The organism is Dokdonella sp., assembly GCF_035511235.1.
In the GTDB taxonomy this organism is placed as follows: domain Bacteria; phylum Pseudomonadota; class Gammaproteobacteria; order Xanthomonadales; family Rhodanobacteraceae; genus Dokdonella.
Genome location: NZ_DATKFQ010000041.1, coordinates 22,168 through 39,055 on the forward strand (window position 1 = coordinate 22,168; position 16,888 = coordinate 39,055).

Sequence of the window (16,888 nt, forward strand, 5' to 3'; positions counted from 1 at the left end):
GGCCGCTCACTTGAAGTCGAAGGTGTCGCAGAAGACCGCGTCCTCGGCGCCGCAGTCCCAAGGGCCGTGCTCGCGCTCGAACGCGCCGAGGTCGCGCGGCCCGTAGTTGTTGGCCTGATGGGTGAGATCCACATCGCGCGGACGGCCGGCGAGATCGACGCTGCTGAAGCTGTCGGCCGGCGCGAAATCGACGGCCGGCGACAGGAACCTCAGGCGATAGTCGCCTGCATCCGGCGCGACGAACATCGGGTCGGCCTGCACGATCGTCGGCAGCGCCGGCAGGCCACCGAGATCGGCGGCCAGGAGGTGATCGACGAAGTAGCCGGAGCTGCCGAGATAGCGCACGCCGCGACCGGGCTGGTCGAGGATGCTCTTGCTGATTCCCAGATAGTTGCTCGCGGAGAGCGTATGGCTGCCGATCTGGTTGCGCGACACGGTGCAGTTGAGCATCACCAGCGCGTTGCCGATCGTCGTGGCTCCGTCAGCGGCGAGCAGCGCGTCGTCGGCGATGTTGCCGGCGATCAGGCAGTTTCGGAGCGTGATGTCGCTGTCGCTGCCGTAGACCATGAAGCGGGCGCGGTTGTCGCGCAGGCGGATGCGGTCGGCGGACAGGTAGCCGTCGTCGAGATGGATCGCGCCGGCGCCGTTGGGATCCTCGGAGGTGTTGCCGGAGACGCTGTTGCAGGTGTCGCCGGCCGTACACCGCACCGCGGCGGGATGTGGCGTGCATTCGGCGAAGCCGTCCCGGTTCATGATGAGGACCCCGCTCACATGCACGGCGGGCCCGCGCCATCCGGTGTTGTCGTCGATCCTGAAGTCCCAGGCGCAGGTCGTCCCGCGCGATTCGATGCCGGCGCCCCAGGAAGCGGCGTTGCCGACCACGCCGACCGGCCTGGACGGCTGCGTCGCGAACAGCTTCAGCGTGCCTTCGTTGTAGATGCCGCCGCCCAGCGACGTCGCCTCGTTCGCATAGATCGCGGGCAGGCCGGAAAATCCCGGCGATCCGACGTAGGCATGCGCGCCGGCGCCCACGTACAGCCCTCCGCCTGCCGAGCCCGAAGTGTTGTAGGCGATCATCGTCTGCGGCGCGATCATCGTCATCTCGATCGGGCCGTGCAGGGCGACGCCGGCGCCGCCGTTGAACGTCACCAGGGTGCCGGTGTCGAGGATCAGTTCGGCATCGGTTCCGGTCGCCGAAGCGGCGATGCCGCCACCGCGGTTGAGCGTGATCGTGCTCTCGATCACCTGCAGGATGCCGTTGCCGGAAAACGCGATGCCGCTCCCCGGCGATCGCCTGATCTCCAGATGGCGCAGCTTGACGATCGCGCTGCCGTTGGCGGTGATCGAGAACACCGGCTGCGTCCCGGACAGACCGCCGCTGACCACGGTCTTGATGCCGTCGCCGTCGCTCTGCGAGCACGTCGCGAAGCCGCCCACGATGTTGAGATCCTGGCTGGTGACCACGGCATTGGCTTCCGGCTCGTAGCTCAGCGACCGCGTCAGACGGATCGTGTCGAATCCGGGACCGGCATTGGCCGCATTGATCGCCGACTGGATCGTGCCGTGCGTACACGGCTGCCCCGAGCCCGAGGGCGAGCCGACGGTGAAGATCGCGGCAGCGGCGGGGCCGGCCGCGCCGCCGGCCGAGGCGAGCAGCATCTGCATCGCCAGCGGCAGCAGCGGGCGGCGCCCGGCGCGACCTGCCGTCGCCCGGGTCGATAGCGGGTGCAAGGCGGCCCGGTCATCGGCGATCGCAGATCTGTGGTGGACGGGGCGGGACGGCAGGGCATCCATGGCGGGACTCCTCGGATCTGGGTGCGGATCGCGGCATGCGCGGCGGCGAGGCAGCGTGACGCGCATTCGCCCCGGAGGCTTTAGGAAAGCCGCAGGACCTTCGACGGCTTGGCCGCACGCATTGGGGATTGCTTGGGACGGGCTTGGGGCCGCCTCGCCGGCCGCTCGCGCGCCCCGATTCCCGCGCCGGGCCGGACCGGGCGTCGGGCTCGGTCGGCGCCCGCCTGCCGGGCCCGCCGCGGTCGGTCGCGGGGCTGGCGATTGCCAGGTCACGGCGGCGCATGGCACCGTACCGGCCAGCAGACGGGGAGGGCCCGTGGCCGAGATCACCGAACTGATCGGCAAGGCGCGCGACGGCGACCCGGACGCGTCGGCACGCGTATTCGCATTGCTCTACGACGAGCTGCGGCGGCTGGCGGCCGGCCAGCTGCGCGGCGAGCCGGCGATGCGCGCGACCTCGCTGGTGCACGAGGCCTATCTCAAGCTGGCCCATCACGGCGCGCTGGCGGTCAACGACCGCGGCCATTTCTTCGCGGTCGCCGCGCGCGCGATGCGCCAGATCGTGGTCGACCACGTCCGCGCGCGCAGTGCGCTGCGGCGCGGCGGCGATCTGCAGTTCGCCGCGCTCGATACCGGTGCTCTGCATCTGGCCGCCGAGCAGCGCGACGAGGATCTGCTCGCGCTCGACGATGCCCTGGTCCGGCTCGGCGAACTCGACGCGCCGCTGGCGGCCCTGGTCGAGATGCGCTTCTACGGCGGGCTGGAGCTGGCCGACATCGCCGAGCAGATCGGCCGTTCGGAGCGGTCGCTCAAGCGCGACTGGCGGCGCGCCCGCGCGTTCCTGCAGCACGCGCTGTCGGCGGCATAGCGGCGATGAACGAGGCCGCCGAACACTGGAAGCGCGTCGCGGCTGCGTTCGATGCGCTGGTCGATCTGGACGCCGAAACGCGGGCGCGGCGTCTGGACGCGCTCGAGGATCCGGCCCTGGCCGCCGAGGTGCGCGCGCTGCTGGCGGCCGATGCCGGCGGCAGCGCCGTGCTCGACGCCGGCGTCGCCGGGGCGGTGCCCGATCTGCTCGACGGCGCCCCGCCCGACCGCCGGGCCGGCCCGTACCGGCTGCTGCATCCGATCGGCGAGGGCGGCATGGGCGTGGTCTGGCTCGGTGAGCGCACCGACGGCGCGTACGAGCAGCAGGCTGCCGTCAAGATCATCAAGCGCGGCATGGACAGCGCCGCGATCGTGCGCCGCTTCGTGCAGGAGCGGCGCATCCTGGCGCGGCTGCGCCACGCCTACATCGTGCGCCTGCTCGACGGTGGCATGACCGCGGACGGCCGCCCGTTCTACGTCATGGAGCACGTCCATGGCAGCCCGGTCACGGTGCATGCGGCCGAACGCCGGCTCGACGTCGCGGCGCGGATCGCGCTGCTGGCGAAGGTCGCCGACGCGGTCGCCTACGCGCACGCGCACCTGGTCGTGCATCGGGACCTCAAGCCGTCCAACGTGCTGGTCGACGCGGATGGCGAGCCGCGCGTACTCGATTTCGGCATCGCCAAGCTGATCGAGGACACCGGCGAGCAGACCGTCACCGGCACCGGCGCGCGCGTGCTGTCGCCGGCCTATGCGGCGCCGGAGCAGATCCTCGGCGAGCCGGTCGGCACCACTGCCGACGTCTACGCGCTCGGCCTGCTGATGTCCGAGCTGCTGACCGGTGCCTTGCCGCAGCAGCGACGCGCTGCCAGCGCGGCCCAGCTCGCGCACGAGGCCGCGCACGAGACCAGTCAGCGGCTCAGCCTGATGGCCGTCCGGCAGTCGCGCGATCGTCTGGCCGCGCTGTACGGCGATGCGGCCGACGGGCGGCGCCTGGCGCGCCGGCTCGGCGGCGATCTGGACGTGATCGCCGCGACCGCGCTGCAGCGCGAGCCGGCCCGCCGCTACCCGACCGCGGCGGCGTTCGCCGAGGATCTGCGCCGCTGGCTCGACGGCCGGCCGATCGCCGCGCGTGCCGATTCGGCGGCATATCGCCTCGGTCGCTACGCGCGGCGGCATCGGCTCGGCGTCGCGGCCGCGACGCTGATCGCGCTGTCGCTGCTGGCCGGCCTCGGCGCGGCGCTGTGGCAGGCGCGCATCGCGCGCGAGCAGGCGCGTCAGGCCGCGACCGAGCGCCAGCACGCCGAGCGCCAGCTGGCGCGTACCGAGCGCGTCAAGGATTTCATGCTGACGCTGTTCCGCGAGCACGATCCGATCAGCCGGGCCAAGGCACAGGCGCGCACCGCGCCGGAGCTGATCCGCGAGGGCGTTGCGCAGATCGACGCGACCCTGGCCGCCGAGCCCGAACTGCAGGCCGAGCTGCTGCGTGACCTGGGCCAGCTGCAGGTCGGCCTCGACGACCGCGCCGGTGGCGAGGCGACGCTGCGCCGCGCCTGGGCGCTGCAGACCACGCTGTCGGGACCGCACAGCGCCGCGGCCGCCGAGGCACTGGCCGCCCATGCCGGCGCGGTCTACGCGACCGGCGACAGCGCACGCGCCGGTACGATGCTGCGCGAGGCCGTCGCGCAGCTGCGGCAGAGCCGCGGCGCCGACCATGCCAGCACCGTCGAGGCCGAGGCGCGCCTGGCGGTGATCGAGATGATCGAGGGGCGCTCCGAGGAGGCCGAGCGGCTCGCGCGCCATGCGCTGGAGGTTGCGCGTGCACGATACGGGGACGGCCATGCCGAGCTGATCGAGCCGCTCGGCGTGCTCGGCAACATCGTGCAGGAGCGCGGCCGCTATCCGGAGGCCCTGTCGCTGTTCGACGAGGCGCTGCGGATCGTCGCTGCCACGCACGGCGAGGATCACGCGCGTGGCGTGACGTTGCACAGCCGGCGCGGCGACGCGCTGCGCGTGCAGCGCCGCTACGACGAGGCGCTGGTCGACTACGAGACGGCGCTGCGCATCGAGCGCGCGCAGCTGCCGGCCGGCCACGTGCTGATCGGCGGCACGCTGTTGCGCCTGGGCGATCTGCAGCGGCGCACCGGCCGCTTCGAGGCAGCCGATCGCTCGCTCAGTGAGGCGATCGCGATCCTCGGCGGCACGCCGTCGGGCCAGTACGCGCAGGCGCTGCAGTTCCACGCCAACCTGGCGCTCGCGCAGGGCGATCTCGACCTGGCGGTGCGGCGCTACCGCGCCTCGATCGAGGCGTTCCGCTCAGCCGGCGGCGACAGCGTCTACGCCTGGCTGACCCGGTTCAAGCTCGCCGACGTGCTGATCGCCGCCGGCCGCGTCGCCGACGCCGAGCCCGAGGTCGCCGAGGCAGCCGCAGCGGCGGCCCGCACGCGCGCGCGCAGTGGGGGCTCCGATCCGTACGGCGAGATGTATGCGGCCACGGTCACCGGCAGCCTGCGCCATGCGCAAGGCCGCTATGAGGAGGCCGTCGCGCTGCGCCGGCAGGGACTGGCATCGCTGCTGCGCACCTACGGCGAGGCGCATGCCGAGGTCGCGGCGGCGCGCGTCGCCCTGGCCGCGAGCCTGGTAGCGACGCGCGATCCGGGCGTACGTGACGAAGCGGCGGCGCTGTTCGAGGCGGCGCGGGCGATCCTGGAAGCGGCCGAGCCCGGCGCCGGGGAGACCGATGGCACCTTCCTCGGATCGTTGTATCTGGAGCGTGCGCGCCTGCGCCGCGACAGCGGCGATCTCGCCGGTGCGCGCGAGGACGCCCAGCGCGCGGTCGGACGCCTGACCGCACCGGACCAGACGCTTGCGCTGCGCGAGGCTCGGCGGCTGGCCGCCGCGCTCGGACCCGAGGCCGCGACGGCGGTCACGCGGCGCTGAAGCGCGCGCCGCCGCCGTGGCGGGTCGCGCCTGCCGCTGGCGACGCGAACCATGGCGGCTGCGCACGCGCCGCCGTGCGCTTCAGTCCGGCCAGACCGCGTGCAGCGGATCGAACTCGATCTCGTGCCGTGTCGGGCCGCGCCGGCCGAAGCCGCCGACACCGATCACGCCCTGCTGCATCGGATCGAGCCCGAACGCCTGCTCGATGTCGACCTCGTTGACCGCGGCCGTGAAGAACGCGCCGAGCCCGCGTTCGGTCGCGGCCAGATACAGCGTCTGCGACAGGTGGCCGACGTCGAGGATCGCGGCGCGGTAGGCCTTGGCGTGCTGGCGGTACTTCCAGAAATTGCGCTCGAAACGGCTGACGTAGACGACGATCGCCGGCGCATCGGCGAGATAGTCCTGCACCGCGAGCAGGCGCGAGGCGAGCCGGCGCACGTCGGCCGCATCGAGCGTCTGCAGCGGCTCGAGCGCATGATCGAGCGCGTGGTAGTGATGGAGACCGGGCGCGACGCCCTCGACGTTCTGGATCAGCAGGTAAGCTTCGGTCGGGTGCAGGCCGCCGGCCGACGGCGTGCCCTTCTTGAGCACGCTCACGCCGGTGACCTCGACCTGCGCCAGGGCGCGGAACGTCGCGTCGAGCACGAACGCGAACGCCGCCTGCGGCAGCGGGCGGCTCTGGTCGAAGTTGCGGCAGGTGACGCGGCGCGCGAGCAGGTCGAGCAGCGGCGAGGACGCTGCCCTCGGCAGCGCCACGCGCGGCTGCGCGGAACCGAGTGCGAACACCGGCGGCGGCGGATCGTGCAGATGCGCCATCGGCTCGCCGTCGAACAGCTCGGCGAAGCGCTGCTGTTCGGCGATGCTGTCGACACCGGACCAGCGCAGGTGCCGATGCGCGACCGCGGCCAGGCCGTGCCAGTGGCAGCCGCGCAGCCGCGTGTCGGCGTCATGCGCCGCATTCGAGTCGGTTGCCTCGAACACCAGACCCTTCTCGCGCAGCTGCGCGAGCGCCGCATCGTCGCGCTGCAGACCGGCCTCCTCCAACGTGATCCACTCGCTGGCCGACAGCCGTCCGATGACGGTGATCTCCTGTGCGTCGAGCGTCACCGGATGTTCCAGGTGGGCCGCCAACGCGACCCACTGCGTCTGGAATGCCAGGCGCGGCTGGTCGGCGAGCAGGAGCTGCAGATCCACGCCAAGGCGTTCGCGCAGCTCCAACATCACGAACTGGCAGCGGCGTAGACGCATGGCGCGATCCTGGAGTTACCGATGAACGAAGCGCCATTGTAGGCGCCGCTTCGGACGGCGTGGCCCTGGTCGAACGGCCGGCCGATCGGGTGCATTGCGCGAGGGACATGCGACGTTCGGAGGGTCCCCGTGTAATGGCAAGTCCGCGAGGCCAACGCTATGATGGCAGCCGTAATTCAGGGGAATACCAATGAGCGACGGTCTTTTGACTTCCTCGCAGGCGGAAAGCCTGCTCCAGCGGATTTCGTCCGACGACGCCTTTCGGACCCGGTTCGAGTCGGCGCCGGCCGAGGCGCTGCAGGAGCTGGGCATCCCGGTCGAACTGATCAACCGGCTGCCGGCCGCCTGCCTCAAGCCCAAGCCGCTGCCGCCGAAAACGGCGCTGAGCGACCTGATGCAGAAACAGCGCGAGGTAGCCGTCAACGCGACGATGGCGATGAACGTGCCCTGGGTGAAGCTCGGGTCGAGCTGATCGGCCGCGGCGCGGCGGCGGCGCGATCGGCGCGTCGACGTTTGCGATCAGCGTTTGGCGGGCGGTTCGTCCGGCGCCAGTTGCCGGCGTACGAAGCCCAGCGACATCGCCTCCGGCCAGGCCGTCAGCAGGCGTGACTTGGCGTCGGCGGCGTCTTCGGCCCGTCCGGCCCGCGCCGCCAGCGTCGAGGCCTCGAGCCAGGCCAGATCCGACAGCATGACGTTGAACGGAATCAGCGCGAGCTGACCGAACTGTTCGGCATAGGCCCTGCCGCGGTGCTCGGCCAGCCAGCGCGCCTGCTTCAGCGCGGCCGCGTCGTCGCCTGCGGCGCGATGGGCGTCGAGCAGGACCTGATGGCTGAAGTAGTACTCGCGTCCGTCCATGTACGGTTCGAGCAGGGCGATCGCCTCGCGCGGCTTGCCCTGGGCGCGCAGCAGCTCGGCCTCGACCACGGTCATCAGGCTCGACAGGTACGGATAGTCGCCCTTGCGACTGAACGCCGCAGCCGCGGCCAGCGCCCGCTGCGCGAGTTCGACGTCGTCCTGCGTCGCCGCCAGATAGGCCACCATCAGCTGGTTGAACTGGCGCGACGGGGCTTGCAGCGTGGAGCCTTCGATCTGCTTGAAGTACGCCGCCAGCGCGGCCCGGCTGTCGGCACCGGGCGCGCTGCGCGCCTTCATGATCTGCTCGATGGTCTGCAGATCGTAATGGCGGCTGCCGCGCAGCGTCCGCGTCTCGGCCTGCGCCTGTTCCAGCAACCCGAGCGCATCGTTCCAGCGGCCCCGGTCGAGCGCCAGGGCGACGCGCGTGTACCAGATGTCGGCGTCGCTGGTGGCGATGCCGGTGCTCTTGCCGCCGGTCAGCAGGGCGTCGGCCTGGTCGAAGCTGCGCTGCGCCGCGAACAGATGCGCATAGAACAGGTTGCGCGAGCTGAAGCCGTTGGCTTGCGCATCCTTGAAGCGCGCATGGGCATCGGCGAAGCGCTCCTGTCCGAGGTACAGCGTGGCCAGCAGGTAATCGGCCATGCCGCGGCGCGGATTGGTCGCGACCGCGATCTTCTCGATCGCCCGGATCGCCTCGCCGAAATCGTTGGCGGCCTGCCACGAGAAATAGCCCATGCCGCCGCTGGCCGGCGTCGAGTCCGGATACAGCTGTTCCATCAGCTGCCACTTCTCGAGTGCGGCGCGCGGCGCGGCATTGTTGGCCAGCCAGGCCTGTGCGTAGAGCGCGTCGCGCGTGGACAGGCGGTCGACCATGTTGACCGCCTGCTCGAGCTCGCGCTTGACCTCGGCGGCGTCGGCCGATCCGCTCAGCAGCAGGGTGCGGCCGAGGCCGACCCGGGCCAGCGCGAAATCACCGTCCAGCGCCACGGCCTGGCGGAACAGCGGGATCGCTTCCTTGGTATTGCCCTTGCTGTCCTCGGCGACCGCGAGCGAATAGGCGCGCAGCGCGTCGAGATTCGACGTGGTGGCCTTCTCGAGCGGCTTGGCATCGGTCGAGATCACCGCGACGGCTTCGCCGAGCCGTTCGCGCAGCTGGCGGTTGACCTTGTCGAGCGACGGCAGCACCGAATCGGCGCCGACACCGTCGGCCGATTCGGAGTACACGGTGGTCTGCGTCTTGGGGTCCACGACTTCGGCCGTCACGCGGACGCGCCCGCCGATCTCGGCGATGCTCGGCAGGATCAGCGCACGCGCGCCGTCGCGCAGCGCCACCTCCGAACCGATCGCGCGGTCGATCGGCGTGGCGGTGGGGTCGCGCTTCATGCGCATGACGGTGTCGCGGACCTTGAGGTCGGACAGGATGTTGACGTAGCGCGACTGCTCCAGGCCGATCCGGAACGCGACCTGCAGCGAGTCGTCGAAGATCGACTGGTCGGTGTGGTTCTGGAAGTCACCGACCACGACCCAGTCGCGGCTCGCGAACGCGATCGCCGGCGGCGAGCGCAGCATCATGTAGACCGGCACGATGATCGCCAGCGCGATCAGCAGCGCCTCGAACACCAGCACCGAGGGCCGCCGCCAGAACGGCACCTCGCGGTGCGCCTTGCCGGACCACGGCGGCGTCCGGAACGGCGCCAGGCCCTCTTCGCCGACCTCGAACACCGGGATCGGCTCGGGCACGCCCTTGAAGCGGAAGCGGCCGTGCGCGCGCCAGCGGATCTTGTCGACCGGCTCGCTCAGCTCGCCCTGGGCGCGATGCGCCAGCGACCAGGTGACACCCGAGAGCAGGATCTGTCCGGGCCGCGCCAGCGATGCCAGGCGCGAGGTGACCGGCTTGGCCAGCCCCTCGATGTCGACCGGCTTGGCGCCCTTGGCGATCTCCTCCTCGCCGTTGTCCCACAGCAGCACGTCGCCGACGTGGATGCCGACCCGCGCCTTGAGCTCGCTGCCTTCCTGCAGGTTGAACTGATGCAGGTTGCGCTGATAGTCCAGCGCGAACGCCACGGCCTGGATCGGCCGGTCGAACATCAGCAGGAAGCCGTCGGTCTTGTCGATCTCGTGGCCGTCGTGGACCTGCAGCAGCGCGCGCGCGAACCGGTCGTGGCGGCGGATCAGATGGGTGGCCGCCAGATCGCCGAGCTTGTGGACCAGGGCGGTCGAGTCGACCAGGTCGCACAGCACCAGGGTGCGCAGCAACGGCTTGGCGCGATCGCGCGCGGGATCGGGCAATGACTGGGCGGTGGCTTCCATGAAGCGACGACACTCCCTGGCTACAGGCGAAATCCCTGGGGGATCTCGCACCTGGTGGACCGGATACGTCGTCCGGTCGATCTAGGTACGCCTCCGGCGCCATGCTCGGATGCGCTTGTTCTTCGATACCGACGATCGTGTCGGTGCCGCTCCCGCTGGTCCACGCGAATCCGCCCGGCCCTCTGCGGGCGGGCGGTCCTGGCTAGCAGAATGCCGGAGAATCCCGGCCGGCGTCCATATGCTTTACGTTTATACCATCGCCGCCGTTGCCCTTCACCCCGTACAGGGCCGTATCGGCCTCGCTGTACCAGGCCGTCCAGCCGCCGTCGGACGGGCACAGGCCGCCGCCGATGCTGACCGCGATGCGCAAGGTCTCGGACCCGATCGGCATGCGCAGCGCGCGGATCGACGCGGCGATCCGGTCGGCCCGCGCGCGCAGCTCGTCCAGCGAGGCGATCTGCGCCAGGAACGCGAATTCGTCTCCGCCGAGGCGGCACGGCATGTCGCAGGCCGCGGCGGCCTCGCGCAGCGCGTCGGCGATCGCCTTGAGCACCGAATCGCCGATCAGGTGTCCGCAGCGGTCGTTGATCTGCTTGAAATGGTCGACGTCGATCAGCAGCAGGCCGAGCAGGGTATCGGGTACGCGCCGCTGCTGGAGCTGGTCCAGGTAGATCGACAGTCCGCGCCGGTTGCACAGCCCGGTCAGCTCGTCGGTCTGCACCAGGCGCTGCGCGGTCGTCAGCTGGGTCTGGGTCTGGCGCAGCGAGTCGAGCGTGACCATCAGGTCCTCGTTGCGCCGGCGCAGATTGGCGATCAGCTGTTGCTCGCTGGCGACCAGGTAGGCGAACGAACGCTGCATGAACAGCGCCAGCAGGCGCGGCTCGCTGTCGAGCAGGGCCGAGAACGTGTCGTGGCCGACTACCCACAGCCGGCTCGGCTCCGACGCGATCGCGTTGGCGACGCGGGCGTGGTTGCCGATGAACAGTGCCAGTTCGCCGAAGAACTCGCCGGGGCCGATCAGCTTGTCGACGACGCTGTCGCCGAACTGCAGGCGCACCTGCCCGGCCTGCACGACGAACATGCTGCGGCCCTGTTCGCCGCGGTGGAAGATCAGGTCGCCGCCGTTGGCGTCGCGCGGCGTGCCGACACGGATGAACAGATCCAGTTCGGCCGCGGAGAGCTGTCGCGGATGGGTGGCCGGGGCAGGCGGGGGCGACCGCGCCGCGGACGGTTCGGCACCCGCTTGCGATACCGGCGGCACTGAGGACACGATGACCACCCCGCGTGGTTCGTACCAAACCCCTGATCATAGCCTACCGGAAGCCGCGCGCCAGTGCGGCCGCGGTCCGGCGGCGCATGCGGCGCCGCCGGCGCGAGGCCGGACCGGGTCGGGCGGCCAGGTCGGGCCGCCCGGTCCCGATCCGGCGCCGGTCAGGCCGCGCTCTTGGTGCCTCCGTGGAACTGCTCTTCCTCGGTCGAGCCGGTCAGCGCGGTCGTCGAGGACTGACCCTGCTGAATCGCCTGCGTGACCTGGTCGAAATAGCCGGTGCCGACCTCGCGCTGATGCTTGACCGCCGTGAAGCCGCGATCGGCGGCCGCGAACTCCGCTTCCTGCAGCTCCACGAACGCGCTCATCTGGCGGCGCGCATAGCCGTGCGCGAGATGGAACATCGAATAATTGAGCGCATGGAAGCCGGCCAGCGTGATGAACTGGAACTTGTAGCCGTATGCGGCGATTTCCTTCTGGAACTTGGCGATCGTCGCGTCGTCGAGGTTCTTCTTCCAGTTGAAGCTCGGCGAGCAGTTGTACGCGAGCATCTTGCCGGGGAACCGGGCGTGGATCGCCTCGGCGAACCTGCGTGCGAATTCCAGATCCGGCTTGCCGGTCTCGCACCAGACCAGATCCGCGTACGGTGCATAGGCCAGGCCGCGCGAGATCGCCTGGTCGAGGCCGGCGCGGGTCTTGTAGAAGCCTTCCACGGTGCGCTCGCCGGTCGTGAACGGACGGTCGTTCTCGTCGACGTCGCTGGTCAGCAGGTTGGCGGCCTCGGCGTCGGTGCGCGCGACCAGCAGGGTCGGCACGCCGCAGACGTCGGCCGCCAGCCGCGCGGCATTGAGCTTCTCGACCGCCTCGCGCGTCGGCACCAGCACCTTGCCGCCCATGTGGCCGCACTTCTTGACGCTGGCCAGCTGATCCTCGAAATGCACGCCGGCGGCGCCGGCTTCGATCATCGCCTTCATCAGCTCGAACGCGTTGAGCACGCCGCCGAAGCCGGCTTCGGCATCGGCGACGATCGGCTGCAGGAAGTCGATGCTGTCGTCGCCCTCGGCGTGGTAGAGCTGGTCGGCGCGCAGCAGCGCATTGTTGATGCGCTTGACCACGGCCGGCACCGAGTCGGCCGGGTACAGCGACTGGTCCGGATACATCTGGCCGGCCAGGTTGGCGTCGGCCGCGACCTGCCAGCCGGACAGATAGATCGCCTTGAGGCCGGCCTTGACCTGCTGCATCGCCTGATTGCCGGTCAGTGCGCCGAGCGCGTTGACGAAATCCTCGGTGTGCAGGTACTTCCAGAGCTTCTCGGCGCCGAGCCGGGCGATCGAGTGCTCGACCGCGACGGTGCCGCGCAGGCGTACGACGTCTTCGGCGCCGTAGTTGCGCTTGATGCCGGTCCAGCGCGCGTTGTTGTTCCAGTCGAGCGTGATCTGGTCGGCGGTCGGCAGCGAGGTCTTGCTCATCGGAAGGGGCTCCTGGTGGGGGTGAGGCCGGTCTCGAACGAAACGGGCAGGGATGCGAACGGGCCGGACGGCCGGCACCGGCGAAGCATGCCGCGCCGGCTCGGACCGTCGCCGAGATGCGGCATGGCGAGCGCCGTGCGGCCACGCAGCCGAGGATTCCCGGCGGCGCGTGAACGGGTTCTTGCCGCACCGGTTCCCGCAGCGGGGCATTCAGCGAGCATCGCGCGCCGGCGGCGGCGCGCCGTCGAGCAGCCCGCCGTGTGCGGCGCGGGGCCAGGGTCGGTCGAACTCAGCATCGCCACGATGACGCCACTCCGGCTTTCGGAACCGCCAGACTATGGCGCGATGCCGCAAATTTACAAAGCAAATGTTTAAATGCAGACCATAAGAAATGTTAAATTAGCCGCCAAGCGCTTGAAAGGATGGGCGATGAACGACGAGAAACGACCGGAATCGGCGGTGCCGGCCGCCTCTTCACAGCGTCCGGCAGCGTCCGCGCGCTTCTATTACAAGGGCAGCCGCGTCAAACAGCTGCGTGCGTTCTGCACGATCGCCAAACTCGGCACGCTGTCGCGCGCGGCCGAAGCGCTGTTCCTGTCGCAGCCGGCGGTCAGCCTGCAGCTGGCCGCGCTCGAGCAGGAACTCGGCGTGGTGCTGGTCGAGCGCCGGCGGCGGCGCGTCGCGCTGAGCCGCGAGGGGCAACTGCTGTATGAACTGGCGCAGCCGCTGATCGAAGGCTTCGACGCGCTCGACGGCGAGTTCCGGTCGCGGCTGCAGGGACTGGCCGGCGGCGAGCTCAACATCGCCGCCGGCGCCTCGACGATCCAGTACCTGCTGCCGTCGATGGTGGCGCGCTACCGGACCGCGCATCCGTCGGTGCGCCTGCATCTGCACAACGTGACCGGCCGCGACGGTCTCGCGCTGCTGCGTTCGGACCAGGTCGACTTCGCGGTCGGCTCGATGCTCGAGGTGCCGGTCGACCTCAGCTACGAGCCGATCTACCACTTCGATCCGCTGCTGATCATGGCGCCGGACCATCCGCTGGCCTCGCGCAGCGACGTGCGCCTGGAGGATCTGTCGCCGTACGGCCTGATCCTGCCGCCGAAGCGGCTGACCACCTACCGCCTGGTCGATCTGATCTTCCAGCAGCGCAAGGTGCCGTTCCACGTCGCGATCGAGGTCGGCGGCTGGGAGGTCATCAAGCAGTACGTCGCGATGGGGCTGGGCATCTCGATCGTGACCGGCATCTGCATCACCGACGCCGACCGCGGCCGCCTGGCCGTGCGCAACCTGCGTCAGTACTTTCCGCAGCGCAGCTACGGCGTCGTGATCCGCAAGGGCCGCTATCTGAGCGCCGAGGCGCGCGCCTTCGTGGATCTGATCCGGCCGGGCCTGTTCATGCGTCGGGACTACTTCGAATCGGGTCATTCCGAGCGCTGACCGGCCCGTCGCGCAGGCGGCGCAGCACGCGGCCGACGAAGCGCCAGAGTTTGGGCACCAGCCAGGCGACCAGGATCAGGAACGCCAGCAGCAGGACCAGGAACAGCATCGGATGCGCGATCGCCAGATACAGGCCGCCGAGCACGAGCCCGTCCTCGCCGAGGCTCGCGGCCCAGTTGCTGAAGGGCTCCGGCGATGTGTTGATCGCCGCGCGCCCGCCGCTCTTGAACAGGTGCGTGCCGCTGGTGACCACGCCGCCGAGCAGCGCGGCGGCGATCTGCGCGGCAGGCCCGGCGTCGCCCATCGCGCCCCAGGCCAGGAACGCGCCGGCCGGGATGCGCACGAACGTGTGCAGCGCATCCCACAGCGAATCGAAGGCCGGTACCTTGTCGGCCAGGAACTCGCCGACCAGCATCAGGCCCGAGGCGCCGAGCACCCAGTCGTGCTCGAGCACCTGCAGCGCGTCCGGCAGCGCGAGATAGCCGAACCGGCCGAGCAGGCCGATCACGAAGACCGCCGCGTACAGACGGAATCCGCTGGCCCAGGCCAGGCCCGCGGCGAGCGCGACGTGCGAGATCGATTCCATGATGACGACCGGATCGGGCGGTGCGCCCGTTCGCAGGGTAGCGCGCCGGCTCGCGGCCGCAAACAGCCGATCGGCGGGCGCCGGTCGCGCCGCGGTTCTGCTAGCGTCACGGTCCCGGTGCGGCCGGCTCGACGGAGGTGCGGATGGTTCGCTGGATCATGTTCGGACTGATCGTGCTCGGCATCGGCGTGTCGCTGACGACGCACCGCCCGGGCATCCTCGGCCTCGGCATCCTGAGTACGACGATCGGCCTGTTCGGCCTCGTGTTCTCGATCGCCGCCGAGCGCGTGGCCGCGCGCGCGCGGCCCGATTCGGCGATGCTCGGGCCCGAGGCGCTGGCGGCGATCCGCGAGCGGGCCCAGGCCCGCCGCGCCGCCGCGCCGCCGCCCAAGCCCGGCGCCCGCGAGCCGGGCCAGCCCGGTCCCTGAGTCCGGCGCATCGGCGGCTGACGCGGTGCGCCATGATCGGCGGCCGGGCTCGGCGCAGAATGAGCCCCGTCGCATCGGGCGACGCTGGGAAAGGGGATCACAACGTGGCAATCGAAACTGTCCTCGTCTGGCTCATCGTGGGCGCCGTCGCCGGCTGGCTGGCCGGCATCATCGTCAAGGGGCACGGATTCGGCCTGCTCGGCAACATCGTCGTCGGCATCGTCGGCGCGTTCCTGGCCGGCTGGCTGCTGCCGCAGGTCGGCCTCGCGATCGGCGGCGGCATCGTCGCCGCGATCATCAACGCGCTGATCGGCGCGGTCATCCTGCTGGTCATCATCGGGCTGATCAAACGAGCCTGACGCCGCTCCACGGCGTCGTGCGGCCGCCGGCCGCGCGACGCTTCCGGCCCGCCGGCCCGCTTCCCCGCCGGCCCGGGTCTGCTACGCTAACGCCCGAAGCGGCGTGGCGTCCGCAGCGCAAGCCTCTCCTCTGAAACAGCCGTCCGAACCGGTCATCCGTCTCCTGCCGGACACGTCCGGCGTGTTCGTGCTGGCCCTGCCTCGACACCCATGAGTTCGCGCGACGACGATCCGAGCACCACCCAGCGACGCACGATCCGGCCACAGCGTGAGCTCGGCGTCGAGCACGGCCAGGCCTGCCTGATCGTGCTGCAGGGCCAGCGCCTCGGCCAGCGCATCGATCTGGGCCTCGCTCCGCTGCTGATCGGGCGTTCGCCCGAGGCCGGCCTGCAGCTGCTCGAGCACAGCATCTCGCGGCTGCACAGCCGCATCTGGCTCGAGCCGTCCGGCTATCGCATCAAGGATCTGGATTCGACCAACAAGACCTTCATCAACGACCAGCCGATCATCGAGGCCGAGCTCAAGGACGGCGACCACATCACGATCGGCAGCTGGGTGTTCAAGTTCATGGACACCTCATCGCTCGAGGTGCGCTATCACGAAGAGCTCTACCTGCTGGCGACGATCGATCCGCTGACCGAGCTCTACAACCGCCGCCAGTTCCTGGAACTGCTCGAGAAGGAACTGGCGCGCGCGGCCAGCCACAGCCGGCCGCTGGCACTGCTGATCATCGACCTGGACCACTTCAAGGAAGTCAACGACCGCTACGGCCATCCGGCCGGCGACATCGTGCTGCGGCGGGTCTCGGCGATCCTGCGCGAGCAGGCGCCGCAGGAGCTGATCGTCTCGCGGATCGGCGGCGAGGAGTTCGCGATCATCGTGCCCGAGCAGCCGCTCGAGCACGCCGTGTCGTTCGCCGAGGGCGTGCGCACCGCGGTCGCCGCGCTCGACCTGTACGCCGACACCGGTCCGCCGGTGCCGCCCGGCATCACGATCAGCATCGGCGTGGCCAGCCGCGATGCCGAGACCAATACCGTCAGCAAGCTGCTGCGCGCTGCCGACGAACAGCTCTACCGCGCCAAGCAGGCCGGGCGCAACAAGGTCTGCTCGACGCTGAACTGACCGGCCGTGCGTTCAGGCCAGCTTCCGAGCGGCGGCGCGATAACCGTGACCTATGGACGCGGGCCAGCCCCGATCCGGCGTGCCGAACCGGTACTGCTATCATTCATGCGTCGCAGCACCCCCGACGGCCGCGCCGCACACCGCGCGGATGGGGGTGCTTTCGTCCCGATCCGTTCTACGATACGTTTCGTTGATTTAGCCGA

At 70.5% G+C, this 16,888-nt stretch carries 13 protein-coding genes; 7 read left to right on the plus strand and 6 right to left on the minus strand.

Annotated features, from left to right (window positions below; all coding sequences use genetic code 11):
• Positions 1-6: 6 nt before the first annotated feature.
• A complete protein-coding gene (locus VMR06_RS17090) occupies positions 7-1,665 on the minus strand; it encodes a hypothetical protein (protein WP_325378610.1) in 1,659 nt (552 codons plus the stop codon).
• Between the two features lie 445 nt (positions 1,666-2,110).
• Here VMR06_RS17090 and VMR06_RS17095 point away from each other — a divergent pair, with 445 nt between their 5' ends.
• Complete coding sequence (locus tag VMR06_RS17095) at positions 2,111-2,662, plus strand: ECF-type sigma factor (protein WP_325378612.1); 552 nt, start codon at positions 2,111-2,113, stop codon at positions 2,660-2,662.
• A gap of 5 nt (positions 2,663-2,667) precedes the next feature.
• Entirely contained in the window at positions 2,668-5,601 is a 2,934-nt protein-coding gene (locus tag VMR06_RS17100) for a serine/threonine-protein kinase (RefSeq protein WP_325378614.1), read from the plus strand.
• 81 nt (positions 5,602-5,682) lie between these two features.
• Here the strand turns inward: VMR06_RS17100 and VMR06_RS17105 are convergent, their stop codons facing one another.
• Positions 5,683-6,849 (minus strand): putative peptide maturation dehydrogenase, encoded by a 1,167-nt coding sequence (locus VMR06_RS17105; RefSeq protein WP_325378617.1) that lies wholly within the window; start codon positions 6,847-6,849, stop codon positions 5,683-5,685.
• A 190-nt stretch (positions 6,850-7,039) separates the two neighbouring features.
• Here VMR06_RS17105 and VMR06_RS17110 point away from each other — a divergent pair, with 190 nt between their 5' ends.
• The gene (locus VMR06_RS17110) at positions 7,040-7,321 is read left to right on the plus strand and encodes an NHLP-related RiPP peptide (protein ID WP_325378619.1); all 282 of its coding nucleotides are present in this window, start codon (positions 7,040-7,042) and stop codon (positions 7,319-7,321) included.
• A 47-nt stretch (positions 7,322-7,368) separates the two neighbouring features.
• On the opposite strand, the gene VMR06_RS17115 is transcribed toward VMR06_RS17110, so the two are convergent.
• From VMR06_RS17115 to aceA, 3 genes are all read right to left on the minus strand, one after another.
• On the minus strand, positions 7,369-10,014 hold the full coding sequence (locus VMR06_RS17115; protein WP_325378622.1) for a putative peptide modification system cyclase: 2,646 nt from the start codon (positions 10,012-10,014) through the stop codon (positions 7,369-7,371).
• Positions 10,015-10,216: 202 nt separating this feature from the next.
• Positions 10,217-11,284: a GGDEF domain-containing protein gene (locus VMR06_RS17120; RefSeq protein WP_325378624.1), complete on the minus strand. Its 1,068-nt coding sequence runs from the start codon at positions 11,282-11,284 to the stop codon at positions 10,217-10,219.
• Between the two features lie 161 nt (positions 11,285-11,445).
• On the minus strand, positions 11,446-12,750 hold the full coding sequence (aceA, locus tag VMR06_RS17125; RefSeq protein ID WP_325378627.1) for an isocitrate lyase: 1,305 nt from the start codon (positions 12,748-12,750) through the stop codon (positions 11,446-11,448).
• Positions 12,751-13,179: 429 nt separating this feature from the next.
• Here aceA and VMR06_RS17130 point away from each other — a divergent pair, with 429 nt between their 5' ends.
• The gene (locus VMR06_RS17130; protein ID WP_325378629.1) at positions 13,180-14,190 is read left to right on the plus strand and encodes a LysR family transcriptional regulator; all 1,011 of its coding nucleotides are present in this window, start codon (positions 13,180-13,182) and stop codon (positions 14,188-14,190) included.
• Here VMR06_RS17130 and VMR06_RS17135 read toward each other — a convergent pair.
• A complete protein-coding gene (locus VMR06_RS17135; protein ID WP_325378632.1) occupies positions 14,147-14,776 on the minus strand; it encodes a DUF4126 domain-containing protein in 630 nt (209 codons plus the stop codon). The two genes, VMR06_RS17130 and VMR06_RS17135, sit on opposite strands and share 44 nt — an antisense overlap.
• Before the next feature lie 143 nt (positions 14,777-14,919).
• On the opposite strand from VMR06_RS17135, the gene VMR06_RS17140 reads away from it, so the two are divergent.
• From VMR06_RS17140 to VMR06_RS17150, 3 genes are all read left to right on the plus strand, one after another.
• On the plus strand, positions 14,920-15,204 hold the full coding sequence (locus VMR06_RS17140) for a hypothetical protein (RefSeq protein WP_325378634.1): 285 nt from the start codon (positions 14,920-14,922) through the stop codon (positions 15,202-15,204).
• Between the two features lie 59 nt (positions 15,205-15,263).
• Complete coding sequence (locus tag VMR06_RS17145; protein ID WP_325378665.1) at positions 15,264-15,563, plus strand: GlsB/YeaQ/YmgE family stress response membrane protein; 300 nt, start codon at positions 15,264-15,266, stop codon at positions 15,561-15,563.
• Positions 15,564-15,773: 210 nt separating this feature from the next.
• A complete protein-coding gene (locus tag VMR06_RS17150; protein ID WP_325378637.1) occupies positions 15,774-16,685 on the plus strand; it encodes a GGDEF domain-containing protein in 912 nt (303 codons plus the stop codon).
• Positions 16,686-16,888 lie beyond the last annotated feature (203 nt).